The organism is Rhodobacter capsulatus (assembly GCF_052363185.1).
In the GTDB taxonomy this organism is placed as follows: Bacteria; Pseudomonadota; Alphaproteobacteria; order Rhodobacterales; family Rhodobacteraceae; genus Rhodobacter; species Rhodobacter capsulatus_E.
In genome coordinates, this window is sequence record NZ_CP198955.1 from 2,046,780 (window position 1) to 2,072,809 (window position 26,030).

Here is a 26,030-nt window from a genome sequence, read left to right on the forward strand (position 1 = left end):
TCTCTCCGGGGTGGTCAGGTGAAGACGATCGTGCCCTGGTCGTTGCCGCTCACCGGCAGGGCGAGGCCTTTCAGGGGCCATTCGAGGATGTTTTGCTGGTTTTCCAGCGAGGTAAGCCGCTGCAGCAGCAGCGCGGGCTGGCTCACCGTCATGATCTTGCCCGCGGTGGTGCCATGCACGAGCGAGAGCGCCACCGTCGTCTGGTCGATCGAGAGCTGATAGGGGTTGAGCGTGGTCAGCGGCACGGCCTCGACCGTGGCGTCGATCGCATCGGCGCGGTCGGTGATCAGCACGCTTTCCGACCCGATCAGGAAACGAGTTTCGACCGAGTTCGCAAAACGCCAGGCGAAGGAGCGCATCACCAGCGAGACGCCGTTGATGGTGAACGTCGGCGTGCTGGCGCTGTTGGCGACCTTGGGCTTGTTGGCCAGTTGGGCGGCAAGATCCGGCGTCGCCCGCACGACTTCCGAAGCCACCGTGAAGAGGCCGGTGAATTCGAATTCGATATAGGGGATGTCCTGCTTGTCGACGTGCAGCGTGGCCGTGCCACGCGATCCCATCATCTTGTAGAGCGTGCCGCCGATCCAGAGGTAGAACGTGCCCGCCTCATGCCCGCTCGAGATCGGGTTGTAGGTCACCGATGTGGTGGCGACGATCGTTTCGGCCATGCCGCACGCCCGCAGGAGCGGGCCGAAGGACGGCGCGGTGCCTTTGGTGCCGGATCCCTTGGCCTCAACCCGGAAGGCAAGCTTCATGTGCAGTTCGGTCGGGATCGTCGGTTGCGCGCCGTGGTAGGGCAGTTCAAGCTCGCGGCTCTTGTCCTGACCTTCCATCGGCGAAAGCCGGATCTGCGTCGCCAGGATCGCGTTGAGCGCGCCCGTGGGCGTCGGGTCGGTGCCGTAGGCCGTCTCGATCTTGAACAGCAGCACCTTGGATTTCCAGTTGATGGCCATTTCAAGCCTCCTTCACGGTGGGTTTGCCTTTCGGCACGACCGCCTCGGCGGCAGGTTTTTCGGGCGTCGCCTCGGGCTCGACCTGCCGTTCCAAGGAGCCATCGGGCTGGCGAATGTAGCTGCCGCCCTCGGTGGGCAGCGCGGGGGTGACAGGTTCCGTCATCGTGCGATCCTCATCTGATCGGTCAGGGTGAAATCGATCTGGAAGACGATGAGCCCGGCCTGCATGCTCACCAGCCGCCCGGTGCGCAGGACGAGCGCGCCGCTCTCGTCGCCCGGCGTCCAACCGCCGAGCGTCTCGAAAATTTTCATCACCAAGGCGCGCAGCGGATCGATCGCGCGGGTGCCTGCCGCCTCGAATGACCGGATCGCCAGAATGATGCTCGCCGCCTCGTCGAAGGTCTGCACAAAGGCACCCGCCGCGGCCTCGGCACTCCGCCCGATCAGACCGGCGGGCAGGACGAAGGCGCTGTAAGTGGTCTGCGGCATCTTCCCGCCCGCGACCAGCGCGCCGAAATCCACCGCGCCCATCACCGGCCCCAGTTCGGGCACCTCGGCCGTGAGCTTCTGGATGATCGCCTCGATCATCAGATGAAGCCCTTCATGTTCGCCTCGGTGAAGGGGCGCTCGCGGTCGGTGATCATGGCCCCGGTCCCGCCGGTGGTGACCGGGGCAACGGTGGCGGCGTCCAGCTTGATCAGGCCTTTCGCGATGTCCTTCAACGCCGCCAGCGCATCGCGATAATCGGTCTCGATCTTCTTTCCGGGCTCGAAGCTGTGCAGTTTCCAGATTGTGATGGCAGCAGAGATCGCGGAGATTTCCGGCGGCGGCGAGGCCAGCGGAACGACGTAGCGCTCGCGCAGATAGCCATCGATCATCGCGTCCGCGTCGGAAATAGCCCGCGCGACCATGTCGGTGTCGATCTGGCCCGCGGCGGGCATGCCGATATCGGTCAAGCCGAGCAGCATCTGCTCGCCATAGCGCGTGATCAGATCCGCCTGCGTCGTGTAGCCCATGTCAGCCCACCACGATGGTCAGCATCGAATCGTCCCGCAGCACCGCGAGCTCATCCTCGGTCAGCGTGTCGATGTCGATCACGGTCGGCTCGGCCGAGAAATGACGCCCCGCGCGCCAGCGGCCGTGTTTCGGGCCGGTGATCGTCACCGTGATGCCCCCGGCGGCGGGTTGCACCTCGGCTTGGTCTTCCGCCTGGGCGGTGTCGAGGCTGTCTTCGGTGCGGCTCGGGGGGGTATCCTGATCTTGGGGCGCCGCCGGGGCGCTTTCGTCTTCGATCGGCCAGGTGCCGTCGCTGTCCGTGCCGTCGGCTTCGATCGCCACGGCATCGGCTTCGATCGCCACGGCATCGGCTTCGATCGCGGTCGTCACTTCGGCCACGGCTTCGGGTTCGACCTTGGTTTTGGGGCTGCGCGCCATCGCTCTCTCCTGTCGGCTTATCGTCGGGGGCGGTTGACCCGCCCCCTCGGGAAACCGACCGCCTTCCGGCGATCAGCCCCTTATGCGAGCCACGGCACCACCAGCACCTCGGCCGTGCCCTTCCACTCGTTGTCCGAGCCGTTGATCTGCTCGTTCTTCATCAGCTTGTTCGCCGCCCCTTCGAGCACGGGCGGAACGACGAGCAGGTTGGGCGTGATGCCCATCGGCCGGTCGTAATCGCCCTTCATGCCCATCAGCGCCGCGCGGGCGGAGGCATAGTTCGTCGCGTCGAGCGTCTGCTTCGAGCCGTAGGCCATCTGCCAGAAACCGAAGCCGACGTTGGCGCGGGCATCGGCGCCGTAGAGGAATTCCTTGTTCATGAAGACGTGGTCATCGTCGGTCTTGGTCTTCGAGACGAATTCGAAGTCGCGACGGCGCTGCATGATGATCGGCTTCAGCGCCCGCGTGGTATCGAGAAGGAACCAGGGCGTGCCCGATCCGCCGCCCGTGTTCGAGACGGTGATGGTGTTGCCGTCGGCGTCGAGCACCGGGTGATCCGTGTCGAAGAAATACTGCCCGTCGTAACAGTTGGTCGTGAACCCGGCCTTGAGCTGCGCGAACACCAGCTGATCCCATTTCGCACCGGTCGAGCGGCCGAATTCGGTGAAGAGCGGCGTGTAGATCCCGAGGTTGTCGGTCTCGATGTCGTCGCGGTCGACGCCGAGGGTCAGTTCCCAGGCCTTTTCCTTGATCGAGTAATCGGACTGCGACAGGTTCTGCACGGCGCGGGGGCCGATCCATTCGCGGACGTTCGGGATCTTGCCGAGCCAGCCATATTTCACCTCTTTGGTGTTGGCGGGCACGATGGTGGCAACACGTTCGTACTGGCTCGGCGCCTGGCCGAGCCCGTTCTGAAACGAGGTCTTGAAGCCGACGCGCAGCGCGTCGAGGGTAGCGGCATTGACGAGCATGGTCAGTCCTTTCGGGGGATCACGAGAGCGCGGCGCGGGTCAGCGCCGCGTCGAAACGCACCCAGACGCCGTTCGCATCGACCGAGTCGATGGTCCCGGCCGGGGAGCGCGTGTTGGTGGCGGAGGTCAGCGCGACGGTTTCGTCGTCGACGGCGTAGCAGGCCTGGCCGATGTTGGCGGTCGTGATCAGGTCGCCCGCGGACGAGTTCTTGAACCGGTAGGTGCCCGGCTTGTAGCGCAGCGTGAGCGCCCCGGCGGCACCGGCCGAGTTGTCGACGCGGCTCTCGGCCCGGCCGACGCCGATCAGGCCGGTGGCGGTCTGCCCCTTCACCAGGTAACCGGCGGCATTCAGCATCACCATGGCCCCGGCGTAGATCAGCTGCGCGGCGGCCACCGGCCCCTCGCGAAGGTCGCCCGCATAGGCAGGCGTGTTGCGGTCAGCGGCGAGGGCCATCAGAGGGTCTCCGTTTTCAGGGTGGCGGCGTAAGCCTTCGGATCGATGCCGAGCGCCTTCGCGGCTTCGATCTGGGCGGATTGCAGGGCGACCTCGCCATTGGCGGGCTGCGGCGTGGGCGGCACGACGACGCCACCGTTGAGCACCGGCATCGCGCCGATCTCCTTCTCGACCCGCGCCGGATCCTGCATGTGCATGGCGATGTAATGGTCGCGCATATGCTTGACGCTCCAGCGCCCGTCCCGGATCGCGCCATCAACGAACGCCGTGGCCAGATCGCGAGCCCGCGCTTCCTTGATCGTGTTCAGCTCGTTCGAGATTGCCACGGCCTCGGCTTGAAGCGCGACGAAGGCCTCCTCGGAAACCTTGCTCGTCTTGCCCGCTTTCGCCGCGGCCAAGATGTCCTCGGGCTCCGCCGAGGTGACGCCGAGCGCCACGCCGATCTCGGCCAGGCTCGATTGCAGCGCGGTCTCGGTCGCGCTGGGTTTCTTGATTTCGCCGATCGCGCCGAGGATCTGATCCTCGCCCGCATCATCGGACAGGCCAAGCGCCTTGGCCACAGCCGCAAGGGACATGCTGGTCTCCTGGTGGAGCGCGGTCAGCCCGCGCAGGTTGGGTTTGTTGGTGAGCGAGGCCCGGGCGAGGCCGATGATCAGCTTTTCGCCGTCATGCACGACGGCCGGGCTGATCCCGAGGTAAGCCCGGTCGGCCATCAGCGCCCGACCGGCCTCGGTCCAGTCGACGCGGCCCCAGATGCCGTCGGCCCGCGCCTGCAGTTCGGTGATGTAACCCCGCGCAGGCGAAGGCTCTCCCCGCGGTCCTGCGAGGTCGATGGCATGGTTTTCGTCGATGGGAAGCTTCGCGCCCGGGGCCAGCGAGGCCACGACGCTGTTCGTATCGAGCCGATACGGCCCGCGCCGGTCCTGCGTCATGATCTCGGCCCCGGCCGGGATCAGATGGATCCAGTCCGGCACCTCGCCCTGGTGGGGCAGAGGCTGGGCTTGCATGAGGGCGATATGGGGTTTCGATGTGCTCATGCCTGCGACAATCGCAGGTCGGCGGGCACGATTTCAGCCACAACGGTGTGTGGAGACGCGGCCTCAGGCCACGGGATCATCCTGCGCGAGATCGCCCGACGCGGTCAAGGGGGGCAGTTTCTGCCCCGGCGCCGCTCTACCCGCCCGGGCAGATGTCTTCGCAGGGCACCCCGTCATGGTCGCGGTCCAGTTTCCCGCCCCAGGAGCAATTGGCCAGAAGCCATAGAGCCTCTTCGCAACTGCCGATTTTCGGGCATGTCTTCTTTGGGCTGCAGGATGGAGATGAGGCCAAGATAAGCAGGTCGGTGCGAGGGGTTTCGCTCGGTTCAAACGAAAGCAGCGACCCCACCAAGACGAGCGTGCCACCAAGGTACGTCATCGCTGCCCCTTCCTCCACTCGGCTGGCGGCACGAAGCGGCTTGCCCAGATGCCCCTTTGCGCTTTGCGCGCACGGTCTTCGGCCGGGACATATTCAACGCCATAGCGGCGGTAGGCCACGGCCCAACCATTCTCGACCATCCAGCCCCCAAGGTCTTCGCCCCGCAGGCGGCAAACGGCGACCGAGCGCCCGTAACGATCATGCCCGCTCACCGCGCAGGACACTGGCGCGCGTCCGATCTTGTCAGAAAGAGCGAAAGCCGCGTCGCGCCCGCAGTTCCATTCTCGGCCTCCCGGCAAGGAGCAGCGCTGGCGGCTTTCTATGGCGTCCATCGCGCTCAGGCGAATGCGGGTGCCGTGGATGTCGAGTGTGTCGCCATCAATGACCGAAGCCGTGCCGGTGATCGTCTCGGCCGCGACGGGCGAAACGGCAAGAACTGTTGCGAGAACGGCGATGAGTTGAAAGGGCTTCATTTTCCGAGATTACGACGGCGCGCGCACAAAGCAATCACGACAGATTGCCGCCGTTCGCACCGCGCCGGGTTATTGATCCCCTCGATCGCAACGGATGTTCATGTTATGTTCTGATTTGAGAATGAGGAAATCACCATGAACGTCGAGCCCACGTCCCCCGTCGCCCCTTGGCTGGGCGGCAAGCGCAACCTTGCCAAGCGCCTTTGCGCCATGATCGATGCGATCGACTGCACCACCTATTGCGAGCCCTTCGTGGGCATGGGAGGGGTGTTCCTGCGCCGCACGCGGCGCCCGAAGGCCGAGGTGATCAACGATCGCGGCCGAGACGTGTCGAACCTGTTCCGGATCCTGCAGAGGCACTATCCGCAATTCCTCGAAGTGCTGCGCTTCCAGCTCACCACCCGTGCCGAGTTCAACCGCCTGGTCGACACGAACCCTGAAACGCTGACCGACCTCGAACGCGCCGCCCGGTTCCTCTACCTCCAGCGCACCGCCTTCGGCGGCAAGGTGAGCGGGCGTAACTTCGGCGTCTGCAAAGATCGCCTAGGGCGTTTCAACCTCACGACGCTGGAGCCGATGCTCGAAGATCTGCACACGCGGCTCTCCGGCGTGGTGATCGAGTGCCTGGACTGGGCGGAGTTCATCCCGCGCTATGATAGCCCTGAAACGCTGTTCTACCTGGATCCGCCCTACTGGGGCTGCGAGGACGATTACGGCAAGGCGATGTTCAGCCGAGAGGATTTCGGGCGGATGGCTGAGGTGCTGCGTGGCATCAAGGGGCGGTTCGTCCTGTCGATCAACGACGTGCCCGAGATCCGCGACATGTTCTCCTGGGCGATGATCGAACTGATCCGCACGACTTACTCGATCGCAGGGAACGGGCAGAACACCGAGGCGGCTGAGCTTTTGGTGTGGGGCAGATGAACCGTTGTTTTCTTTAGATGAATCGTGACGCGGGCGTTTGGCTGGTTAGCATGAACATAGGCGACTATTTCTGCTCACCGCGCACTTCTGTCGCTAACAGTCTAGCGACGTCTGCGACCCAATCCCTACAATGCTAAAATGAAGTGATTCGATTGCAAATTTGAGGGGGGGACATGCTTGAAAACTTGCGCGTTACCGACATCGCAGTGCATGAGGTTTTCCAACGGGGGCCAGATCGGGCAGCTCGTTCGGCTGCGCATGCCGCGGCACTTGAGGACCTATCACAGGACGCACAGGACGCATTCACCCTGCGAGTGACAACAGCGCTTTCACCTTCGAGCAAGGCCTTAGAAATGAAGATCCTAAAGTTCGGATCTGATAGGCTCCATGGCATCGCTCGAGAACTCGTCGCCGCGGAAACACCTGAAGATTTTCTGCGATTGTCTGGCATCGTTGCCGATAAGCTCGTCGAGGCACAAACATCTCAACGAATTCCTGGCGGGATCGTGGTCGTCTTTAGGGGAGTGAGCGGACGAGACGACAACAAAGTGCTTGGTGTCATCAAGGCCGAAGTGCAAGACGGTTTCATGCGTCATCAAGCGGATGGGACGATTATTACAGAATTTGTCAGGGATCTCTTTTTGACTAAAGCGACCCGTCTCTACAAGATCGGGCTGTTTCTATGTCCAGCTGGTCACCTCAGTCGCGACGAAGCTTGGCGATGCTTGGTGTACGACCACCAGATCGCGGCGAACAACCGAGAACTCGCAGCAGCCTACTTCTACGAAGTCTTTCTTGGCTGCGGATTCTTGGAGGATGCCGCATATGAGACCGCGCGGTTCTTCAATCTGACTCGCGAGTTTGCCTCGAAGAAAATCGCTGATAGGGAGGTGCGCCACGACGTAGTGGATGCACTCTTCCCGTATCTAAAGACCGAAAAAGCTGAAACGTTCACAGTGGAGGAGTTCACCGAACGCTTTATGCCTGAAGAGCTTCAAGACGAGTTTCAGCAGTTCATGCGTGCAAAGAGTTTTCCCGAGCGAGCCATTCGCCGCGACACGGAGAACCTCCGCGGGCGCCTACGCCGCAGAAGATTTAAGTATGAGGGCAACATCGAGCTTTCCGCGCCGCCTGAGGCATTTAACGAAGGCAGAGCCAAGATCGATTTTGTCCCGAATGATCGTAGTGGCGATGATGAACCCGAAAAGATCACCGTCGTGACGATTAGAGGAAAATTCATCGGCGAAACATGACAAATAGAGAAGAAGATTTTCTATCAAAATGGAGGTCAGAAAAAGCGCACTACCAGCGCTGGGGTGACTATGTCGCTCAGAGTATTCATGTACTGATTTCCGGGAAACTCTCGCGCCAAGAGAACTATAACTTCATCCGGGTTCCCATCGAGCCTCGTTTAAAAGGCGAAGAATCTCTGCTGCAGAAGGCTTTCCATCGCAACAAGAACTATGATGACCCATACGGACAGATAGAAGATAAGGTCGGGCTGAGGGTGATCGTACTTCTTGAAGCAGACACTAGGCTTGTCGAGTCACTAGTCATGGCCAACGACAAATGGTTTGCAGTCAAAGCCCGTGACTATGAAGAGGAAATAGAAACCAAGCCATATGAATTCGGATATCAATCACGCCATTTAGTGGTGCGATCAAAGGGCGCACAGGAATACAGCGACCAAGATATACCAGAAGGATTGCCGTGTGAGATACAGATTAGAACTTTGCTGCAGCACGCTCACAGCGAACTGACTCACGACACACTTTATAAGTCGAATATTAAGGCAACCTCCCGGATGCGAAGGGAGTCCGCTAAGAGCATGGCATTGCTTGAGGCGACAGGAGACTACTTTGATAAGTTAGCGTCGCTGATATCCGAGCAAGTGGCTCCTTTGAGGGCCCTCGATGATGCAGTGCAGGCCCTATATCTAGATTTGGTGGGTGCTGCCCCTGCGGGCGTCGAAACCCCATTGAATGACCAGCTACTAGATCGGTACGGACCCGGGGTAGATTTGAATGCTTTGTCAGCTTGGTTGCTAGACAATGAGTTTATTGGAAAAAAGATTGCTGCACGACTCGGTCAACGCATTTGGTTCCGACTTCCATCAATCCTTCTTGTCTACTACGCTGTTGGCACTGCAGAACGTACCGCTAAACGAGGTACACCGATCCCTGACGACGACCTTGAGTTTGTGTACAGCGATCTCGGTAAGTCCCTCTTCTAGGCTCCATGCCCGTTGATTTCAGGCTTTCTGCACGAGTCAGACGCCGCAAGGGTTCCTGATAGATGAGTAACTCTTGCTAATTTACCGAAGCCCAGATGGAGAGTCGCAAGCCGTTCTTTCCAAGTCCAGGTGTCTGATCAACAAAGATCTTTGCGAATCGCTCCATTGCGGGTCTTATGCGCGTCACATTGTGATCAGATGGAGGCCGTAATGGCTCAGATGACTGCCGCTCTTGTGAAGGAGAAAGGCGTAACTTTCGCAGTGGTTCTCGTTAAAGATTATATTCTAAACTCTACTCATCAAGCGGACGAGACGATACGAGCCGTAGCCCTTTCGCTTGGCTGTCCGCTGGTCGTTCTGATGGGGGAGAGCAATCGAAAACTGCGAGGCAACCGTCAGGACGTAGTGAATTTCGTATCGCAACTGCATCCGTCTCAACTGCCGTGGAAAAAGTGGACCATTTAACTATGGTTTGATCCAGCAGTTCGATAGCGTCAAGTAGCGCGTGCCTGCACGCGGCACGTTCCTTTTTGTCCATTGGCACTTGGACCAGACCATTGGGGCCTATCCATAACAAAAGGTCGCTGCCAATCTCGATTTTGAGTTCCATTTTTCCTCTCTCCAAGCCACAGCTTAGATTATTCACGTTGCCTAAGCGTTAACTGCGCGTCTGAGCGATCCACTCATCGATCGCCGCCAACACGTTCTCCTCGTCTTCCGCAGAGATCCCGAGGAAAGGCCGCGCAGGGATGTCGCCCCATGGGATGGAGTGGAAATGCCGCCGCCCGCGCTTGTCGATGCCCATGAAGGCCCCGAAGGCGCCTTGCGGGGCCCCGAACTGCATCACGGCCGACTGGATGGCGCGCGAACTGATCCGGGCCCAGTCGTCGCCCGAGGCGGTGGCGAAGTTGCTGATGTCGCTCAGGCTCTTCGTCGGCCCGATCAGCGGTTTGAGGGAGACGGGCTCCTTGCGGGCCTCGTAAGCTGCGATCGTGGTCGAGCTTTTCGGCGCCCAGGGCGTGCCGTCGGGCGCCGTGCCCGTCTGAAACCGTTCGACGGTGCTGTCGAGCAGCAGCTCGGCGATCTGCGCCATGAGTGCGCCCTGGTTCGCGAGCTTGCCCTCGATCCCGGCCAGCGTGGCGGTGATCTGCTTGTCGTTCACTTCCACCGAGATCACGGTGACACTCCTTATAGTATATGCGCTGCGCCAGAGGTCCTGATCATCAGGCGCCATAGGCGCAATTGCTGGCGCCCCGCCTCAAAGCTGAAGAACGCTTCGATCACCTCGCCATTGCGGATCGCCTTGCGGAACCGGACCATTGGCAGCTGGCCGACAGTTTCCATGGTGACGGAATCGGGCTGGTTGATCACCTCGCCAAGCCGGGCGAAATCGGCAGCTGTCGGCCAGCGCCGTCCCGGCAATGGTGGCGTCTGTCGCATCGAGGCCAGCACGTCATCGCGCAGCATGAGCATGTCGACGGGCTCACCGCCGAATGTTTCGGGCACGACCCCATTGATCTGCGCCTTCAGGTTTTCGGTCGCGAGCCCGAGCGTCCGCTGCGGCTCGACCAGGACATCGGGCGAGATCGGCGCCCCGCCGCGCTCGCCCAGGACGCGCTCGACCCAGCGTCGGATGGTATCGGCGGTGGACGGCGCGTCGCGATAGCCGGTGGCGATGGCATCTCGAGTCGCGGCCGGAACTTCATGCATGAAGTTCGTCGCCAAGCTGGTCGGCCATTTCCCGGCCTTTTCGGCCAGCGCCGTGATGGTGTTGGCGACGGTTGCGCCGGGCGCATGATCCCAACCGCGGTCGATGCCCTTCGGGGCGCCGGTGCGCGGATCCGGCATCGCCCAGTCCGAAGGGAGTTTCTTCGACGGATCGCCGCCGAGCCGGATCGCCATAGCCATGGACATCGCGCCGCGCACGGAACAGCCGCAGCCCCAGCCGTTCGGGGGGAAGTGGCTTTGCCAGAAGGGATGGTCGATCGGCAGGATCAGGCCGTCCCAGGCAAGATGCTGCAGGCGGGGATGCTCGGCATGGCTGTGCCGATAGACGAGGAACTTGAAGCCCTTGGCATTCAGCTGGGCCCAGCGACCCGCGGCATAGGAGGTCGAGATGTTCGTCTTCCAGATCAGCTGGTCATAGCCGCCGTGGCCATCGACCAGCAGCGTGCCGCCGGAGAACCCCTTGAGGATCTCTTGCGCGACCTTGCCTGCGCGACTGCGCGCGTGATGAAAGACCACGATCGGGGGATCGCCGCCACCCCAGCCACGCTGATCGCGCAGCACCACCCAGAGCCAGTCGGTGCGCACCTCCCGGTGCCCGGCGCCAGCACCGGCACGGTGGTCTCATCCATCTGCAACCGGTCGCTGCGGCGCAACTCTGTCATCATCGCGTCGATCACCGGCGCCAGAAGCTGTGCCGCCCGCCCGGACCATTCCGCCAGCATCGTGCGGTCAAGATCGAGCCCCTGGCGGCGATAGATGTCGGCCTGACGGTAAAACGGCAGGTAATCGCCGAATTTGGCGACCATGCAATGCGCCACCAGCGCCTCGGTCGGCAGGCCGCGCGGCACCAGCCATTCCGGCGCCGGAGCCTGGGCATGCTGCGCGCCCGCGCAGGTCCGGCAGACATATTTCGGGCGCACCGTCACCAGCACGCGGAATTGCGCCGGGATCACATCGAGCCGCTCCGTCCGGCTTTCGCCAACCCTTTGCATCGCGCCGCAGCCGCAGGGGCAAAGGATGCTCTCCGGTTCGATGACCTGCTCGATCCGGGGCAGATGCGCGGGAAGATTGCCCTTGTTACGCTGCGGCGGAGCAGCTGGCGCCTTCCGGGGGCCGATCACCTTCTCGGCCGCTTCGCTGGCCGCCGCCAGCATCCCGGCCGCAGCCTCGACATCTTCGAATGGCAGGTGATGCTGGTCCGGATCGCCCTTCTCGGACTTCGCGCCGAAAGCATCGCGGCGCATCTGCGAGAGCAGGCGTTCCAGCCGCGCGCGCGCCTCCTCGACTGCGGCAAGACGTGTTTCCGCCTCGATCCGCGCGGTCTCGGCGGCAGCCCGCGCGGCTTCGGCGTATGCGGCGGCCACGGCCCATTGATATTTTTCTTGCGGGTGTCGGAGGAGCGAGCGGACGGGTGCGCGTTGCGGCTTTGTATCGCCCTCAAATGATCTCACTGGGGAATCCCTGATGAGTTCATTTCACGAGATCTGAGGGGGCCTCATTTTCCGCCCCCCGGGCATAGGCCCATGGCATCAGCGCGTCGATGTTGCTGGCCAGGTGGCCATTGGCGAGGCGGGTGAAGAGATCGCGCAGATAGGCGTAAGGCTCGACACCGTTCATCTTGCAGGTGCCGATCAGGCTGGCGAAGCGGGCCCAGTTGCGGCCGCCCTCGTCGTGACCGGCGAAGAGCGCATTGCGGCGGTTCATCGCCGGGCTGCGGATGGCGTTCTCGACCAGGTTCGAGTCCATGTCGACCCGGCCATCGTCGAGGAAACGCCGGAAACCATCCTCGCGCTTGAGCATGTAGATCATCGCCTTGCCGAGGTCGGTTTTGCTCGAGACCCGCTTGGCCTGGGCCGCGAGCCAGAGGAAGAACGCGTCCACCAACGGGCGGGAGAGGTCCTGCCGCATCGCCCGGCGTCGGTCGGGCGCGGCGCCGCGGATGGCATCCTCGATCTTGTAAAGCGCGGCGATGCGCAAAAGCGCCTCGTCGACGATGGGCGAGCCTGTCTTTGGCTTGGCCTTGATCAACTGGCGTCGGCCGTGCGCCCAGCAGAACGCCAGCTGCAAAGGCTTGCCGCCCGCGCGTTTCGGCGTGGCCAGATGGGTATAGGCGCCATAGGCATCGACCTGGATCGTGCCCTCGAAGCCCGCGAGGATTTCGTCGGCATATGTGCCCTTCCGGCCGGGGCGATAGTGGAACACCACCCCCGGAGGCGCCGTCCCGTCCCAGCCGCGATCATCGCGCAGCACCGCCCAGAGATAGCCGGTCTTGGTTTTGCCTTTCCCCGGATCCAGCACCGGGGCCGTCGTTTCATCAACGTAAAGACGGGTGCTTTCCGCAATCAGGCGCTTGGCCATGTGCTCGACCACGGGGGCGATCAGCGCGCCGGTGCGGCCCATCCAGTCGGCCAGAACCGAGCGGTCGATCGGCACGCCATGCCGCGCCATCACCACCGCCTGGCGGTTCAGCGGCATGTGCTCGGAATGTTTGGAGACGGCGATTTGCGCCAGCAGCGCCTCGGTCGGCCAACTCCCCTCGAGCAGATGCGCGGGAGCTTTGGCTTGCACCACACCTGTGCGGCCCTTCGGGCAGGCATATCGGGGGCGGATCGTGGCGATCACCTGATAGCGCGCCGGGATGTAATCGAGCCGCTCGGTCTTGTCTTCGCCGATCCGGACCATGTCGCCACAGCCGCAGGGACAGATGATGCTTTCGGGCTCGATCACCCGCTCGACCCGCGGCAGGCTCTCGGGCAGAGCCCCGGGCCTTGCGCGGGGGGGCGCGGCGTTTGTTTCTCGGGATCCGGTTCGTTGGCGGCGATCCGGTCTTCGACGGCGGCAATATGGGCCTGCGTTTCGGCAATCGCCGTTTCCAGATCTTCCAGCGCCAATTCCAGCTGCGCCGGATCGAGCTTTTCCGACTTCGGCCCGAACTTCGTGCGCCGGTAATCCTGAACCTGACCTTCCAGCTTGGCGAGCAGCGCCTTCAGCTCGGCGATGAAGGCGTCCTTCTCGGCCCCAACCGACTGCTCATGCTCCCGTGCGGCGCGCTCCACCGAGGCTTCGAACCGGGCCGCTTCCAACGCCGCCTGTTGGGCCGCAAAGGCCTGCACCACCTCGGGCGGCAGGTCCGGAAACTGGCTGAGATCGAAAGGCTGCGACATGCGCCTTTCTACCCGATCCGGGAGGAAAGCCCAATAAAACAAGCCCAAAATCTGCCCGCCGAGTCATCCCGCCGCAGTCGGCGCCTGCACCCGCTGTGCCAGAACCCGGCGCCAGTCGAGGCCCTCGAACAAGGCCTCGAACTGCGCCCGCGAAAGTCGCATCACCCCGTCCTGCACCTTCGGCCAGGCGAAGCTGCCCTGTTCCAAAACCTTGTAGACCAGCACCATCCCGGTTCCGTCCCACACCAGGATCTTCAGCCGGTCGCCGCGCTTCGAACGGAACACCACCGTCACCCCGGAATGCGGGTCGAGCTTCAGCTCGCTCTGCACCATCAGCGCGAGCGCCTGATGCCCGCAGCGGAAGTCCACAGGCTTCGTCGCGATCAGGACAGGCAGACGCTGGCCCGCGACGATCATGCCAGATCCCGCAGGGCTTTGACCAGTTCGGCCACCCGGGCGCCCGGAATGCCGTCGGGAACCCGCAACACGACGCCCTTGCCGATCTCGATGCTCACGCCGTCGGTCGCGGCCGCCGCGTCGCCGTCAACCGCCGGTTCCACCGACAGCGGCACGAAAGCAGCGGCGAAGTCCGCCACCGCCTCCTCCGGCAAGGCCAGACGCCCCGCCCGCGCCTGACGGCGCCAATCCGACAGCTGGTGCGGCAGAACCCCATGACGACGCGCGACATCGCCGACCCGTGCGCCGAGCTGAAAACTCTCCGCCACGATCCGCGCCTTAACTTCATCCGGCCAACGCCGATAACCCCGTGTCCGCGAAATCACATCGATCCGGCCACCAAAACCTTCGCCTCCATCCGCCATCACGGCCTCCTTCTGAAACTTCAGAAGGAAAATCGCCGTTCACGCGACCGGCTGGAACCGACGATTTCAATGGGTCAGAGACGGCGCATACGCTTCGGCCTCGGCCAGACGCCGTTCAAGATCTGCCACCCGGGCCGTGCTGGTGCTGCGTGATGCCATGGCCCGAGACTACCCCACAACACCCCGCAAGGACGCCATAAAACACGGCCCGAGTCACCCTGTCGCGGCTCACCCTGCCAGCCGCGGCCTCTGCCTGCGCTCGGCCCGGACAGCCCGCCAATCGACGCCCTCGAACAGAGCGGCGAATTGCGCCGGGGACAGCCTAATGACCCCATCCGCCGGCTTCGGCCAGGCAAAGGCACCGCCCTCGAGCTTCTTGTAGATCAGGATCAGACCGGTCTGGTCCCAGACCAGGCACTTCAGCTGATCGCCGCGCTTCGAGCGGAACAGATACACCGCGCCATTGTAGGGATCGTGGCCGAGCACGTTCTGCACGACCAGCGCGAGCCCGCGTGACCTTTGCGGAAGTCCACCGGCCGCGTCGCCAGATAGGCGCGAGTGATCCCGCCCGGCAGGATCACGACGATGTCTCCCGCAATGCCGCAACCACCCGCCCAAGATGCGCCGCGTCGAAGCCGGTCGGCACGAGGATCCGCACCCGACGATCTCCAGCTGAAGGCTGGTCCCGGGTTGATCGCCCGGCACGGCGCCCCCGCTCACCATGATCGGCACGAGCCCGAGGGCATCATCCTCCGGCATCGGCAAAAGCCCCTCGCGCGCGGCCCGACGCCAGGCATGCAATTGCGGCGCCGAAACCCCATGACGCCGGGCCACGTCGGCCACCGTCACCCCGTCCCGAAACGTCTCGAGCACCATTGCCGCCTTCACATGCTCGGGCCAGCGACGGCGACCGGTCGGCCCCGTCACGATGTCGATACGACCAGCGTATCCAGGATCATCACTGTAAGCCTGCGGCGAGGGCCGTCTTTGAGTGACGCGGGTGCGGGGTTAGTGGACCGTCTATATTGAGCTCTTTATGGACGGTGCATGACATGCTGGAAATTCTGGACGTGACGAATACGGGGCGTCGCCGTCGGTTCAGCCTCGCGGAGAAGATCCGAATAGTCGAAGAAAGCCTTTCCGGGCCGAAGCTCGCGCGGGCGACGGCGCGCCGGTATGGCATTGCATTGTCGGGGCTTTACCAATGGCGACGGCAGTATCAGCGCGGCGAGTTGGGCGGGAGGTTCCCGCGTTTCGGGCCGTCGAGTTGTTTCCGGATGGGATTGCCCCAGCGGTTTCCACCGCAGTCACGTCGGGTCCGATCGAGATCGCCCTTTCGAATGGGCGGCGGGTGATCGTGCCGCCGGATGTCGATGCCGGGGTGCTGACGCGGTTCGTGCAGATCCTGGAGCGGGCATGATCGCGTTTCCAGCGGGAACGCGGGTCTGGATCGCCGGTGGCGTCACCGACATGCGGTGCGGCATGAACAGCCTCGCGCTGAAAATCCAGCAGGGGCTCGGTCGGGATCCCCACAGTGGCGAGATCTTCTGCTTTCGCGGGCGCAAGGCGGATGTGGTGAAGCTCTTGTGGTTCGACGGGATCGGCGTTTCGCTTTACGCCAAGCGCCTTGAGGCAGGGAAATTCGTCTGGCCGTCAAGCGCCACGGGCGAAGCTGTTGCAATATCCGCTGCGCAGCTCGGCTATCTTCTCGACGGAATTGACTGGCGCAATCCGCGCTGGACCCAGAAGCCGAAGAAGATGGGCTGATGGAGCGGAAACGCCTGTATTTGTTGGCTTCCGTGGCCGTTCATGGTAAAAGCGGCCATGTCCGATCCCGTCTCAGACCTCGAGAAACTCCGCGCCGAGCTGGCGGCCACCAAGGCCGAACTGGCGCAGGCGCGCGCGGTGGTTTCGACCTCGGAGGCGATGATCGCGGGCCTGAAGCTCGAGATCGCGCTGCTCAAGCGCGAGCAATATGGTCACAGTGCCGAACGCACGACCCGGCTGATCGATCAGTTGGAATTGCAGCTCGAGGAGCTGGTGACCGACGCTGCCGAGGATGCGGCTCGAGCCGAAAAGACCACGAAGGTCGCGGCGTTCGACCGCAAGAAGCCGGTGCGCAAACCCTTCCCCGAGCATCTGCCGCGCGAGCGGGTGGTGATCGAAGCGCCGACCAGCTGCAGCTGCTGCGGCTCGGACCGCATCGTTAAGATGGGCGAGGACATCACCGAAACGCTCGAAGTGGTTCCGCGGCAGTGGAAGGTGATCCAGGCCGTCCGGGAAAAGTTCACCTGCCGCGACTGCGAGAAGATCTCGCAAGCGCCGGCGCCGTTCCATCCGACGTCGCGCGGTTGGGCCGGGCCGAGCCTGCTGGCGATGATCGTGTTCGAGAAATTCGGCCAGCATCAACCGCTGAACCGGCAGGCCGAGCGGTATGCCCGTGAGGGCGTCGACCTCAGTCTCTCCACGCTCGCCGATCAGGTCGGGGCCGTGGCCGATCTGCTCAAGCCGCTCCATGATCTGATCGCGGCGCATGTCCTGGCGGCCGAACGCCTGCACGGCGATGACACCACCGTGCCGCTGCTGGCCCGCGGCGGCACGAAGACGGCGCGGCTCTGGACCTATCTGCGCGACGACCGCCCCTTCGGCGGCACCGCGCCGCCAGCGGTGATCTTCCGCTTCTCGCGCGATCGGGGCGGCGCGCATCCGACCGAGCATCTGAAAGGCTGGCAGGGCATCCTGCAAGCAGATGCCTATGCCGGCTACAACGACCTCTACCGCGGCGACCGCAAGCCGGGGCCGGTTCTCCCGGCTCTGTGTTGGAGCCACGCGCGGCGCAAGTTCTTTGAACTGGCCGATGTCGAAGGAACATCCGCAAAGGCAAGGATGCCAAGGAAATCTCGCCAATCGCCTTCGAGGCGGTGAAGCGCATCGATGCGCTGTTCGACATCGAGCGCGGGATCACCGGCCTCGACCCTGCCGTCCGTCTGGAGGCCCGCAAGGCGCGCTCGGCCCCGCTGGTCGCGGCCCTGGAGCGCTGGCTTCGGGCGCAACGCGCGCAGCTCTCGAAGCACGCCAAGGTCGCCAAGGCGATCGATTATTCTCTCGCCCGAACACTGGCCTGGCTTCACCCGGTTCCTTGACGATGGCCGGGTCTGCCTCACCAACAACGCGGCGGAACGCTCCCTGCGCGGGGTCGCCCTGGGCAGAAAATCCTGGCTCTTCGCCGGTTCCGAGCGCGGCGGGCAGCGCGCGGCCTTCATATATTCCCTGATCGGCACCGCCAAGCTCAACGGGATCGACCCGCAGGCTTGGCTCGCCGACGTCATCGCCAGGATCTCAGATCTGCCGCTCTCGCGCCTGCCCGAATTGCTGCCGTGGCATTGGAAGCCGCTGGAAAAAGCCGAAATCAAGGCTGCCTGACCACGGCCGTCACCGGAGGAATACTCATCACTGTGAGAACTTACGTAAGTTTGTATGTCGCTATCCATCGACGCCTCCGTTGTTACGGGCGTCATCTCGGATGACATCGCCCCTCAAACAACGAGGGCGATGGCCGGGCGCTTACGAAGAGATCGCTCATTTGCCGAAGATCCCACGCAATGCGCTCCGCCCCCGCGCCGTGATCCGAGGGTCGCTGTTGTTCGACGCATCACGCAGCTCGTCCAGCCACGCCTTTTCGTTCACGGTCACGGGCGTGCCGAAGATCTCGGTGATCGCCTTCGCCGCCGTCACGCCCACCGCCTGTTCAAGCGCAATGCGCATCAGATACGCCGGGTCGACCTCGAGCGCCTTCGCGAGCGACGGCACACGGTCGAGTGGTAACTTGCTTTTCCCGGACTTCAGGATCGAGATGAAGTTCGCGTTCTGAAACCCGGCCTCGGCCGCGATCTCGTTCTGGGTCTTGCGATGCGCGAGCGCATCGACGCGATCGGTGATGAGCTTGGCGACTTTGCTGGTTTTGAAAGGGGTCGTCATGGTTGTGTTCGTCTCGCTGTTGTTGCTGATGAGACGACCGTAACGAACCGCACCGAGCGCGTCGGGTGGGAGTTGCGCATGAAAGACCGGGATCTGACTGAACGACCGAAGTCTTAGAAAAAACGCGTCGTGGTGATGGGGATGCAGCCGGTGCCAGCCGGTCTGGAGCGTCTGAACCCTCCACTCCCGATCGACATGGCCATGACGGCCCATACCTGGCTGTCAGCGCCCCTGCGCAGGCACCTCCGCGCTCAGGCCCCACAGCGTCAATTGACACTGACAATTCGAATGGAAACACTTTGTTCGTAACAGGTTAGAAAGCAGTAACGCCAAAGCGTGATTATCGCCGTTCGAAAGTCGCGCGCAAGAATCCCAATCTCAGACTAGGTTTCGAACCCGCATTACATGCGGAGTTTCTCCCTAGCGCTCGCGGGCGTGAACCGAGAAACGAGGTTGCAGCTAACGGATTTTGGAAGTGAGAGCCAATTGCTGTCGAAACACGAAACATGGACGTCGTTCAGGAACTCACTTGTTGACAGGAAAATGCTCTCAGCTTGCGTAAGGATTGAACTCTCCTCGACCAAATCCTGAGGCACCGTAGCCTGAGATATCGAATGCAAGGCCGTTCCATGCGCTACACCGGAAAGCGCGTCGTAGCAGTCCTCTTGGCTCCTCGCCTTATTTTTGGAAAGCTCCTTAAAGCGTTCATCGAATGCTGGAAAGTTATCCTTAAGATATTTCTTGTTGACGCCCGGAAGGGTTGGCTGATTTCGAAACGATAACACGTTACGCCATTCTATTGGGTGATCTCTGTAAAACAAAAACTGTAGGCTTAATTCGTAGTGTGATCTTAGAGATAGAATCGCTGGGCGTAGCAAACCCGCGGCGACTAATGATACGGATTCAACTCCAGCGCCGTAGCAACCCCGGAGCAGCAGATCACAGTGAATTCCCTTATGGAGGTGCATAAAATGAGCGGTCCACGCAAGGGAAAGGCGCAAATGTTTCGCACAGGCATCCGCGATCACACTATTAGATGCTAATTGCGACTGTGCCCGGTTGAGCAGGGCGCGGTATTCTGCTTCATTCATCTCAGTTTCCAGTCTGATTCCTTAAATGATCCTCCGATCTTCTCGGTCCGAATAGCTGCGTGAAGGACGAATTGTTCTCCAAAGTTTCTAACGAGACGTTCGATCCAAGCTTGCAACCCGCGACGAGAGTCGAAATGAGGGATATCTCCTGCATGAACTTCCTTGGATTCGAGCATGCTTGATGTCATCAGTTCCGCAAACCGCGTCACAGGTAGCCGAAGCCTATTCTTTCGAATTGCGTCAAGCTCGCGAAATATGTTTTCCGCCTCAAACGGCCTTGAACTTCGCTCCGTATTTCGCTCAACTGTGAGGCTCAACGAATTTTCGACTTCGTCCTCAATGTCCCGCACAAGCTCGATGAAGGCGCTCGGGCTCATTGACGAAACCTCATCATGAAATCGCCTCAGCTCAGACTCGCTGGGACTTTGAAGTGCAATCGTTGCGAATATGCGGTAGCGCCCAGATTTTATCATGATGACTTAAATCCTAGTTTCCCGGCGATCTCATCGCTGATTTTTCCGATTTCGTCTCGAAGGATGCCGCTATAGGGTCCTCCCATGTCTGTCGCAAAGCCCGTGTAGGTAGGCTCAGCAGCAAGAAGCTTGCTCGTTACCAGTCGAGAGACCAATGTCTTTGGTCCGAACTTCGAGTGCGCCCGAAGTTCAGTTTCAACTTGTGATCGTGGCGCGTGTCTTCTCACACCATTGAACAGGATCATATGGTTGACTGAAACTCCCAAGTGGTCAAATAGTTTATCGACCATTCCTACGCCGAGAATCGAGAACTTATCCGATCGCACTGGAGAGAGGACGTTAGTGGAGTTTTCAAGCGCGCACTTTGTTACAAAAGAACTACTTGGATTGCAATCCAAGACAATCAAATCGTATTCATCGCGAGTTTGGGAAATAAATCTGGCGAAGTGCTGCGCCGCCATTTTTAGTTGTGCGGGGTCATCGATCATTGAGTATTTCATCAAATCAAATGCGCCGGGGATAAGGTCCAGCCGTGCTTTATCGCCCCTTCCGATATGTCGCAGAGTTATAGCCAATTCAGAAGCTTTAGGCGGCGGCTGGTCAGAATGTTTGACTTTGAAAAAGTCATTTGACGGTGTCGGCTCGAAAGCTGCTAACACAGTCTCACCTGAGGCCAATACTCCATCATAAACGCTTTGCTTCACGACTGCCTGCGTCAAATTGAATTGCGCATCTAGGTCAACAAGTAGGACTTTCTTCTGCCATTTGTGGTAAAGGACGCGGATTACGTGTGCAGAAATTGTCGTCTTTCCGACGCCACCCTTCATGTTGAGAATGGAGAGAACCGGACACTTCAATTGTAGTCTCCTCTTTGCTCGTCAGTAAGCTTTACTTCAAATCCCCGTTACATTGGGGCAGTTATGCGGGGCGTTGCAACAGCTTTGGTTAAGTCGGTGTGGTTCAGATGGAATGCTCGGGACAGAACCCGTTAATCATCCGGGTGAATCCAGAGTTCTTTGTCTAACGCGGCGCACTTGCGTTATCATATCGATGGGCGATGTGCCCAGCAACCAGTTGCGTGAAGTTCATAGCCCTAAGTGATGCGCTGGGTGTCGGTCATCGCGCCATCAACGTTCGTTGAAATGAGTGTTGAGGATGCACCACCTTGGAGTGGGCGTCAACGATCGTTGAAATTGCGATTTGACATAGGCAGTCCGGCAGGCCGCCTCAATGATCGTTGATATGCGGTCTCGAGCAGGCCGAGGCAGTCAACGATCAAAGGTGCAGGTCGTCGGGCTCAGGCGCGAGGGCTCTGGAAGGTTGACAGCATGGTTGACAACGTAACATTTTGGTTGACAAAAACAGGTCCAAAGTTGACAAAACCCAACATTTTGGTTGACAAGCGACGCTGAAAACGTCGTTTTTGTCAACTTTTCAGGTCAGCTTGTCAACCTTTTCAACCTCGAAACCCCAATAAAATAAGGCTTCGACGCTCCCAAGGTTGACAAAAACCTCGGAAAACTTTTTTCCACCGAAAGCGCTGACTTCAGGATGGGGCATCCTGAAACGAAATCCATCGAAACCGGATCGAAAACCCTGCTCTGCGGCATGAAAGCGCGTCGGCCCATGACGATCGCACCGGCGCGTATTTCGATCCGAAGGTGGTGATTTCGATCTCGTTTCCTGCGCCGCGCTGCGTAATATGACTGTAGCTCATCAGCTGAACAGCTATTCAGCTATGTAGACAGCGCGGCGAAGGACGGCGTTTCTCCGGTTCGATGAAAATGCGCATGGGGCGGTCACAGGCTGTGATCTCGCGCGGGTGCACCATGACCTAATGCGTGATGATGGATGCGACTCAGCGCGCGCCCCAATGGGTCTGGCATGCGCTATGTGGTCGATCTGCGGTGGTTGATGTCGATCTGCATGATGAAGTGCGAAGCTAAAGGGTGGAAGACTGCCGCGCCAGCCGTCTTCGTTTTCCGCCTTGGTTCCCGCCCGCATGCTCCGCTCACGCTGCGGGGTTCACTCGGGCAGCAACACTTCGAGCGGTTCGATCAAGCCAGCGAAGTTCGGAACACCCGCCTTCGCGAGGCCCTCGCGATAGGACGAGAAGGTGAGCGGTGGCGTTCGGTAATGCAGGAAGTCGGCAAGCACTGCTTGCGCCATGTCTTCCGGATCAAGGTTGAAGGTTTCGATCAGGAAATCGTCCGGATGTCTCGTATGCAGTTGAAACCCACTGAGTGCTTCGGCGGGAAAGTCCTTTGCATTGAAGGTCACGATGACATCCGCGCGAGCGACAATCGCCGCAGCCACCACATGCCGGTCATCCGGGTCAGGCAGGGTGATCGCAGGGATGAGCGGGCCAAAACCGGAGACGAGGCAATCAGCGACGGCCGCGTTCATCAAACTGCGTGTGCGATCGAGGTCTGAAGCCTTCAGGTCCGGTCGGTTCTTCAACAGGTTGCGGACCCACTCGTCATGCACCATGTCGCTCCAGCGCGCCCGAAACAGCTTGGTCTGAGCCGCGTAAAGCATGAGACTTCGCAATCTCGCGCCGTAAAAGACGTTCGCATCAAAGAAGGCTGTGAAGGTCGAAATCATTCGAGGCCTAGGCGCTTCTCTTCATCATGCAGCTCGGCGAGCGCTTTCGACTGCTCTTGCCGACACTGGCGCTCGTAGGCCATCAGATCGGAAAAACGGACCCTGCGATGGGCACCGACCTTGCGATAGGCGAGAACCCCGCCCTCGAGCTGACGGATCAGGAACGGACGCGAGACGTTGAGGAAGTCGGCGGCTTGCTGGGTCGACAACTCCGCGTCATGCGGGATGAGCGAGATCGGCGTGCGGTTCGCCATCGCCTCGAGCACTGCATGGAACATCGCGACGGCCGACGCGGGCAGCGGCACCACGATGTTCGCATCGGGACCGCCAATCGACACCTTCACGCTTTGATGCGTTTCGGCGACGGCCTTGAGGCTGTCAGCAGCACGACGTGCGACGACGGCCTCGGCCTCGTCAGCAACGAAGGGTGCTCGGGTTTGGTCCATCAGGGCGAGCATGAGTCGTGTCCTCGGTATTGCGGGTGAAGCAGATCACCTCGGTGCATCGTAGCACAGGGGAAAGGCGCGCGTCACGTCTATTCGAAATAAACGCAACGGATGAAATAAGTGTTGCTCCAGCGAAGTCCATAGCAACGCGCTTGACGCTATGACGTCATGGCCACCGAGATGACGGATTCGAGTTTCAGATCAAGCAGATATGCCGCGCGCACAAGTCGGGTCACCCCCGATCTTCCTTGCTCCGGGCCCATGAAAGTCGTATTATGCTATTCATCACTTGTGGCGACGGTCATGATCCGATGCCTCAAAACCCGACCGCAACCCCCCGTAATTCATCACCCTCTCAAAGACCCCACCCAACATGAGCACTAGCAAAGATCGTCCAAGCATAGCAGTAGGTTACATCCGTCTCTCTACAGAGAAGCAAGCTCAGGATGACACAGAATTCGAAAAGCAGGCCGCGCGCATCAGGAAAGCCTGTGCAAGCCGTCGCTTTACCCTTCTCGGTATCTACGAAGACACCGCTTCCGGTGCAGATCCTCTTGGAGGTGTGCGTCGTGATGGTCTGATCGAAGCCGTCGCCCGCGCTCGTGCCGAGGGTGCTTTGTTGATCATTCCCGAGCCGACCCGTCTGTTTCGAAACGTCGAGGCCGCGCGTGACTTCCTCAAGACGCTCGATGTTCCGGTCTTTTCCGTGAAGGATGGACGCTTCATGAAGGCACCCGCCCTGCTTCGGGCGATCACGCGCGGAGAGGAAGTCGTTCACAACATCCGCAAAGGCACGTCCGAGGCGCTGTCGACAAAGAAAGCTGACGGCGTAGAATTCTCCGACACGTCTGTTCGCAAGAAAGCGGCCCAGGCTTCTGCAAAAGCCAGGTCAGAGAAATCCGAGGCCATCGTCATTCGAGTGGCGAACATCCTCCGGTCCGATCCTGCTTACCGTGATCTGTCGCACAAGGCGCTTGCGGATCTTCTGAACCGTCACCGTATCCTGACCGGGTGGAAACGACCCTGGACGCAGAACAGCGTCAGGGACGTGCGCAGGAAAGCCGAAGAGTTCATCGCGATGCAGGACGAGATCGACAACATGGACGACGATCTGGAGGCCCTTCCTGCGGTTCAAGGTGTCTCTACCCCCGTTCCGGTCGTTGAAGCCACCAAACCGCCTGCTGAGCCCACCGAGGAAGAGCTGGTGCTGATGGAGTTGCAGAAGAACCCCAACTTCGGGGTGTTTTGAGGCCGATCTGCTGCCCGGTCGTAATCTCCCTAGCGCCGTAGAATTCTACACCTGCAAGCGTCCGTGCATGGCGTCCGATGTCGGGGAACGGCTACAAGGTGGGACCGACCGCCGGGCGAACGTGATCCGTTTGAGGGTCAGGATTTCCGGTTCGTTTCGATCCAACGACGCAGCTGGTCGAGAAGATCGGCCGTGAGCGTCGTTCCTCGATGCAAAGCTTGGCCAAGCGACGCATCGAGTGGCTTGCGACCCAGTTCACGCATGACCTGGCCGACCCTCATCCCGCGCCGGTCCATGATCTCTCGCACATCGGCGCGCTCGTCATCAGTGAGCTGGCCGCGGCCCGGCTGCAGATGTTTTGACATCAGAACGGGCGTGGTTGCGACGTTGTTTGGTCGCCCCGGCGCAGGATAGGCCACAGGATTCACGGAGCGAGTCACTGGCTGCGTTGATGGCGCTACGGCCGCCAACTCACCACCCGGCGCAGAGATGACTGCAGGAGCGCCTGTGGCGGCCATGCAGCCTATGCGCATCTTGAAGGTATCGCGCTCTACCGCGGATGCCTCGGTCCACGCCTCTTCGAGCTTCTCGAGCGCCGTCTTGACCTTGATCTGACCAGCGGCCTTTCTCGCCTCGGTGATGTTCTTGAACTTCCCAGCGAGGAAATCGGCATGGATCTGCGGGTGTTCGCGGCGCAGGCGCTCAAGGTAATAAGTGTTGTCGCGCTTCTGCTTCATGGTCGTGTTGGCGTTCTTGTCCGATGATCTGCGTAGAATTCTATGGTGGGCGATCAGGCTGATGCTCGGCCGGTAGAATTCTACGCGCCTACTTTATGGCTCGGCATGACGAATACACATCCGGGGAACGGCAGCAAAGCGGGATTGGTCAGACATCACCTTGCCCACTGCCTCGGCTATTGCCCGGGCCCGGCTCAGAACCTAAGACGAGGACTGTTTTTCGGATGTTTGAGGTGAAGCTGCACGAAAAGGACGGTGTTCGAGGTGGCAATCTGTGACAAATGCGGCGGCGAGATCGCGTTTCGCTATGTCGATGGTGTGCTCAGGCCGCTTCACATCGGTGGCGGGCTGTGTGACGGCCTGGAACGCGTCACTGAACCGGTTCCGCGTCACGGCTGGACGCACGACTGTTACCTCGATCCGAACGCGTCCTGCCCGGTCTGCGGGGCTCGGGTGTATTTCTACCAAAGCCGTCACGGTGGACGGGTCTTGTTCGACGATGTCGGCTGGCCTTGGCCAAAGCATGGATGCACGGACGATGATCAGCGGTCGATCAGGGTCAAGCGTGCCCCGTCCGGTCGGTCTCGCGTGTTTCGTGACAGATCCGGTGCGCTGCTCAAGGTCTATGACCTCGACGACATTGAGGACCGGGGTCGCACCTACCTGCTCGTGCTACGCAACCAGATGACCGGCTCCCGGGTGCGTGTCCTCGTCGGCAAGACGAGGCTCGCGCAAGGTAAAATTCGTCTTGCAGACTTCCAGAACGCGCCGAGCATCGTCGTCCACGAGTTCGAACAAGGAGCGAGCCACATTCGGCTTGATTTCGTCTGCGTGAGGTTGGGCAAGGTCGCGCGGGTTAAGCTGAGAGCCGCGCGGTGACC

General features: G+C 61.0%; 29 protein-coding genes and 3 pseudogenes. 11 read left to right on the plus strand and 21 right to left on the minus strand.

Features of this window, described 5'->3' with window-relative positions; genetic code table 11:
- Positions 1-14: 14 nt before the first annotated feature.
- The 9 genes from ACTTAG_RS10145 to ACTTAG_RS10185 all read right to left on the minus strand — a co-directional run bounded on the left by ACTTAG_RS10145 (position 15) and on the right by ACTTAG_RS10185 (position 5,701).
- Complete coding sequence (locus tag ACTTAG_RS10145; RefSeq protein ID WP_444462214.1) at positions 15-953, minus strand: phage tail tube protein; 939 nt, start codon at positions 951-953, stop codon at positions 15-17.
- Between the two features lies 1 nt (position 954).
- On the minus strand, positions 955-1,116 hold the full coding sequence (locus ACTTAG_RS10150; RefSeq protein WP_444462215.1) for a hypothetical protein: 162 nt from the start codon (positions 1,114-1,116) through the stop codon (positions 955-957).
- Entirely contained in the window at positions 1,113-1,541 is a 429-nt protein-coding gene (locus tag ACTTAG_RS10155) for a phage tail terminator protein (protein ID WP_444462216.1), read from the minus strand. Before ACTTAG_RS10155 ends, ACTTAG_RS10150 begins: the two co-directional genes overlap by 4 nt.
- Complete coding sequence (locus ACTTAG_RS10160) at positions 1,541-1,969, minus strand: gp436 family protein (protein WP_444462217.1); 429 nt, start codon at positions 1,967-1,969, stop codon at positions 1,541-1,543. The genes ACTTAG_RS10155 and ACTTAG_RS10160 overlap by 1 nt, the downstream gene beginning before the upstream one ends.
- A gap of 1 nt (position 1,970) precedes the next feature.
- Complete coding sequence (locus ACTTAG_RS10165; RefSeq protein ID WP_444462218.1) at positions 1,971-2,387, minus strand: hypothetical protein; 417 nt, start codon at positions 2,385-2,387, stop codon at positions 1,971-1,973.
- A gap of 80 nt (positions 2,388-2,467) precedes the next feature.
- Positions 2,468-3,358 (minus strand): Mu-like prophage major head subunit gpT family protein, encoded by an 891-nt coding sequence (locus tag ACTTAG_RS10170; protein WP_444462219.1) that lies wholly within the window; start codon positions 3,356-3,358, stop codon positions 2,468-2,470.
- A 19-nt stretch (positions 3,359-3,377) separates the two neighbouring features.
- Positions 3,378-3,812, minus strand: a complete 435-nt coding sequence (locus tag ACTTAG_RS10175) for a hypothetical protein (RefSeq protein ID WP_444462220.1) — start codon at positions 3,810-3,812, stop codon at positions 3,378-3,380.
- A complete protein-coding gene (locus ACTTAG_RS10180; protein WP_444462221.1) occupies positions 3,812-4,786 on the minus strand; it encodes a phage protease in 975 nt (324 codons plus the stop codon). The genes ACTTAG_RS10175 and ACTTAG_RS10180 overlap by 1 nt, the downstream gene beginning before the upstream one ends.
- Positions 4,787-5,224: 438 nt before the next feature.
- Complete coding sequence (locus tag ACTTAG_RS10185) at positions 5,225-5,701, minus strand: thermonuclease family protein (protein ID WP_444462222.1); 477 nt, start codon at positions 5,699-5,701, stop codon at positions 5,225-5,227.
- A gap of 135 nt (positions 5,702-5,836) precedes the next feature.
- Between ACTTAG_RS10185 and ACTTAG_RS10190 the strand changes: the two genes are divergently transcribed.
- From ACTTAG_RS10190 to ACTTAG_RS10205, 4 genes are all read left to right on the plus strand, one after another.
- Positions 5,837-6,625 carry a DNA adenine methylase gene (locus ACTTAG_RS10190; RefSeq protein WP_444462223.1) on the plus strand — a complete coding sequence of 263 codons (789 nt, stop codon included), beginning with the start codon at positions 5,837-5,839 and terminating at the stop codon, positions 6,623-6,625.
- A 173-nt stretch (positions 6,626-6,798) separates the two neighbouring features.
- Complete coding sequence (locus ACTTAG_RS10195; RefSeq protein WP_444462224.1) at positions 6,799-7,878, plus strand: nucleoid-associated protein; 1,080 nt, start codon at positions 6,799-6,801, stop codon at positions 7,876-7,878.
- Entirely contained in the window at positions 7,875-8,858 is a 984-nt protein-coding gene (locus ACTTAG_RS10200) for a GTP pyrophosphokinase (RefSeq protein WP_444462225.1), read from the plus strand. The genes ACTTAG_RS10195 and ACTTAG_RS10200 overlap by 4 nt, the downstream gene beginning before the upstream one ends.
- A gap of 210 nt (positions 8,859-9,068) precedes the next feature.
- Entirely contained in the window at positions 9,069-9,323 is a 255-nt protein-coding gene (locus ACTTAG_RS10205; RefSeq protein ID WP_444462226.1) for a hypothetical protein, read from the plus strand.
- Between the two features lie 193 nt (positions 9,324-9,516).
- Here ACTTAG_RS10205 and ACTTAG_RS10210 read toward each other — a convergent pair whose 3' ends face one another.
- The 7 genes and pseudogenes from ACTTAG_RS10210 to tnpB (ACTTAG_RS10240) all read right to left on the minus strand — a co-directional run bounded on the left by ACTTAG_RS10210 (position 9,517) and on the right by tnpB (ACTTAG_RS10240) (position 15,447).
- A complete protein-coding gene (locus ACTTAG_RS10210) occupies positions 9,517-10,035 on the minus strand; it encodes a phage virion morphogenesis protein (protein WP_444462227.1) in 519 nt (172 codons plus the stop codon).
- A gap of 11 nt (positions 10,036-10,046) precedes the next feature.
- Complete coding sequence (locus tag ACTTAG_RS10215) at positions 10,047-10,994, minus strand: phage head morphogenesis protein (protein WP_444465230.1); 948 nt, start codon at positions 10,992-10,994, stop codon at positions 10,047-10,049.
- A pseudogene (tnpC, locus tag ACTTAG_RS10220) lies at positions 10,992-11,950 on the minus strand (IS66 family transposase); the annotation flags it as partial. The gene ACTTAG_RS10215 and the pseudogene tnpC (ACTTAG_RS10220), both read right to left, overlap by 3 nt.
- A 106-nt stretch (positions 11,951-12,056) precedes the next feature.
- Positions 12,057-13,750 (minus strand): annotated as a pseudogene (gene tnpC, locus ACTTAG_RS10225) (IS66 family transposase).
- 63 nt (positions 13,751-13,813) lie between these two features.
- Positions 13,814-14,167 (minus strand): IS66 family insertion sequence element accessory protein TnpB, encoded by a 354-nt coding sequence (tnpB, locus tag ACTTAG_RS10230; RefSeq protein ID WP_444462228.1) that lies wholly within the window; start codon positions 14,165-14,167, stop codon positions 13,814-13,816.
- On the minus strand, positions 14,164-14,571 hold the full coding sequence (tnpA, locus tag ACTTAG_RS10235; RefSeq protein ID WP_444462229.1) for an IS66-like element accessory protein TnpA: 408 nt from the start codon (positions 14,569-14,571) through the stop codon (positions 14,164-14,166). Before tnpA ends, tnpB (ACTTAG_RS10230) begins: the two co-directional genes overlap by 4 nt.
- Positions 14,572-14,799: 228 nt before the next feature.
- Positions 14,800-15,447 carry an IS66 family insertion sequence element accessory protein TnpB gene (gene tnpB / locus ACTTAG_RS10240; RefSeq protein WP_444462230.1) on the minus strand — a complete coding sequence of 216 codons (648 nt, stop codon included), beginning with the start codon at positions 15,445-15,447 and terminating at the stop codon, positions 14,800-14,802.
- Positions 15,448-15,623: 176 nt separating this feature from the next.
- On the opposite strand from tnpB (ACTTAG_RS10240), the gene ACTTAG_RS10245 reads away from it, so the two are divergent.
- The 5 genes and pseudogenes from ACTTAG_RS10245 to ACTTAG_RS10265 all read left to right on the plus strand — a co-directional run.
- A complete protein-coding gene (locus ACTTAG_RS10245) occupies positions 15,624-15,926 on the plus strand; it encodes a transposase (protein ID WP_444462231.1) in 303 nt (100 codons plus the stop codon).
- A gap of 61 nt (positions 15,927-15,987) precedes the next feature.
- A complete protein-coding gene (gene tnpB / locus ACTTAG_RS10250) occupies positions 15,988-16,338 on the plus strand; it encodes an IS66 family insertion sequence element accessory protein TnpB (protein WP_110807476.1) in 351 nt (116 codons plus the stop codon).
- Between the two features lie 57 nt (positions 16,339-16,395).
- Positions 16,396-17,496, plus strand: coding sequence for an IS66 family transposase (gene tnpC, locus ACTTAG_RS10255; protein ID WP_444462232.1), 1,101 nt, complete (start codon positions 16,396-16,398; stop codon positions 17,494-17,496).
- Positions 17,478-17,714 carry an IS66 family transposase gene (locus tag ACTTAG_RS10260; protein WP_444465231.1) on the plus strand — a complete coding sequence of 79 codons (237 nt, stop codon included), beginning with the start codon at positions 17,478-17,480 and terminating at the stop codon, positions 17,712-17,714. The genes tnpC (ACTTAG_RS10255) and ACTTAG_RS10260 overlap by 19 nt, the downstream gene beginning before the upstream one ends.
- Positions 17,632-17,994 (plus strand): annotated as a pseudogene (locus tag ACTTAG_RS10265) (IS66 family transposase); the annotation flags it as partial. The gene ACTTAG_RS10260 and the pseudogene ACTTAG_RS10265, both read left to right, overlap by 83 nt.
- A gap of 156 nt (positions 17,995-18,150) precedes the next feature.
- On the opposite strand, the gene ACTTAG_RS10270 reads toward ACTTAG_RS10265, so the two are convergent.
- The 4 genes from ACTTAG_RS10270 to ACTTAG_RS10285 all read right to left on the minus strand — a co-directional run bounded on the left by ACTTAG_RS10270 (position 18,151) and on the right by ACTTAG_RS10285 (position 23,175).
- A complete protein-coding gene (locus ACTTAG_RS10270; RefSeq protein ID WP_444462233.1) occupies positions 18,151-18,762 on the minus strand; it encodes a helix-turn-helix domain-containing protein in 612 nt (203 codons plus the stop codon).
- A 1,347-nt stretch (positions 18,763-20,109) separates the two neighbouring features.
- A complete protein-coding gene (locus ACTTAG_RS10275; protein WP_444462234.1) occupies positions 20,110-20,970 on the minus strand; it encodes a ParA family protein in 861 nt (286 codons plus the stop codon).
- Between the two features lie 1,168 nt (positions 20,971-22,138).
- Complete coding sequence (locus ACTTAG_RS10280; RefSeq protein ID WP_444462235.1) at positions 22,139-22,717, minus strand: PIN domain-containing protein; 579 nt, start codon at positions 22,715-22,717, stop codon at positions 22,139-22,141.
- A complete protein-coding gene (locus ACTTAG_RS10285) occupies positions 22,714-23,175 on the minus strand; it encodes a helix-turn-helix domain-containing protein (protein ID WP_444462236.1) in 462 nt (153 codons plus the stop codon). Before ACTTAG_RS10285 ends, ACTTAG_RS10280 begins: the two co-directional genes overlap by 4 nt.
- A gap of 361 nt (positions 23,176-23,536) precedes the next feature.
- Between ACTTAG_RS10285 and ACTTAG_RS10290 the strand changes: the two genes are divergently transcribed.
- Complete coding sequence (locus ACTTAG_RS10290; protein WP_444462237.1) at positions 23,537-24,412, plus strand: recombinase family protein; 876 nt, start codon at positions 23,537-23,539, stop codon at positions 24,410-24,412.
- Positions 24,413-24,549: 137 nt separating this feature from the next.
- Here the strand turns inward: ACTTAG_RS10290 and ACTTAG_RS10295 are convergent, their stop codons facing one another.
- Positions 24,550-25,149, minus strand: a complete 600-nt coding sequence (locus ACTTAG_RS10295; protein ID WP_444462238.1) for a hypothetical protein — start codon at positions 25,147-25,149, stop codon at positions 24,550-24,552.
- A 255-nt stretch (positions 25,150-25,404) separates the two neighbouring features.
- On the opposite strand from ACTTAG_RS10295, the gene ACTTAG_RS10300 reads away from it, so the two are divergent.
- Positions 25,405-26,028, plus strand: coding sequence for a hypothetical protein (locus ACTTAG_RS10300; RefSeq protein ID WP_444462239.1), 624 nt, complete (start codon positions 25,405-25,407; stop codon positions 26,026-26,028).
- Positions 26,029-26,030: the final 2 nt, after the last annotated feature.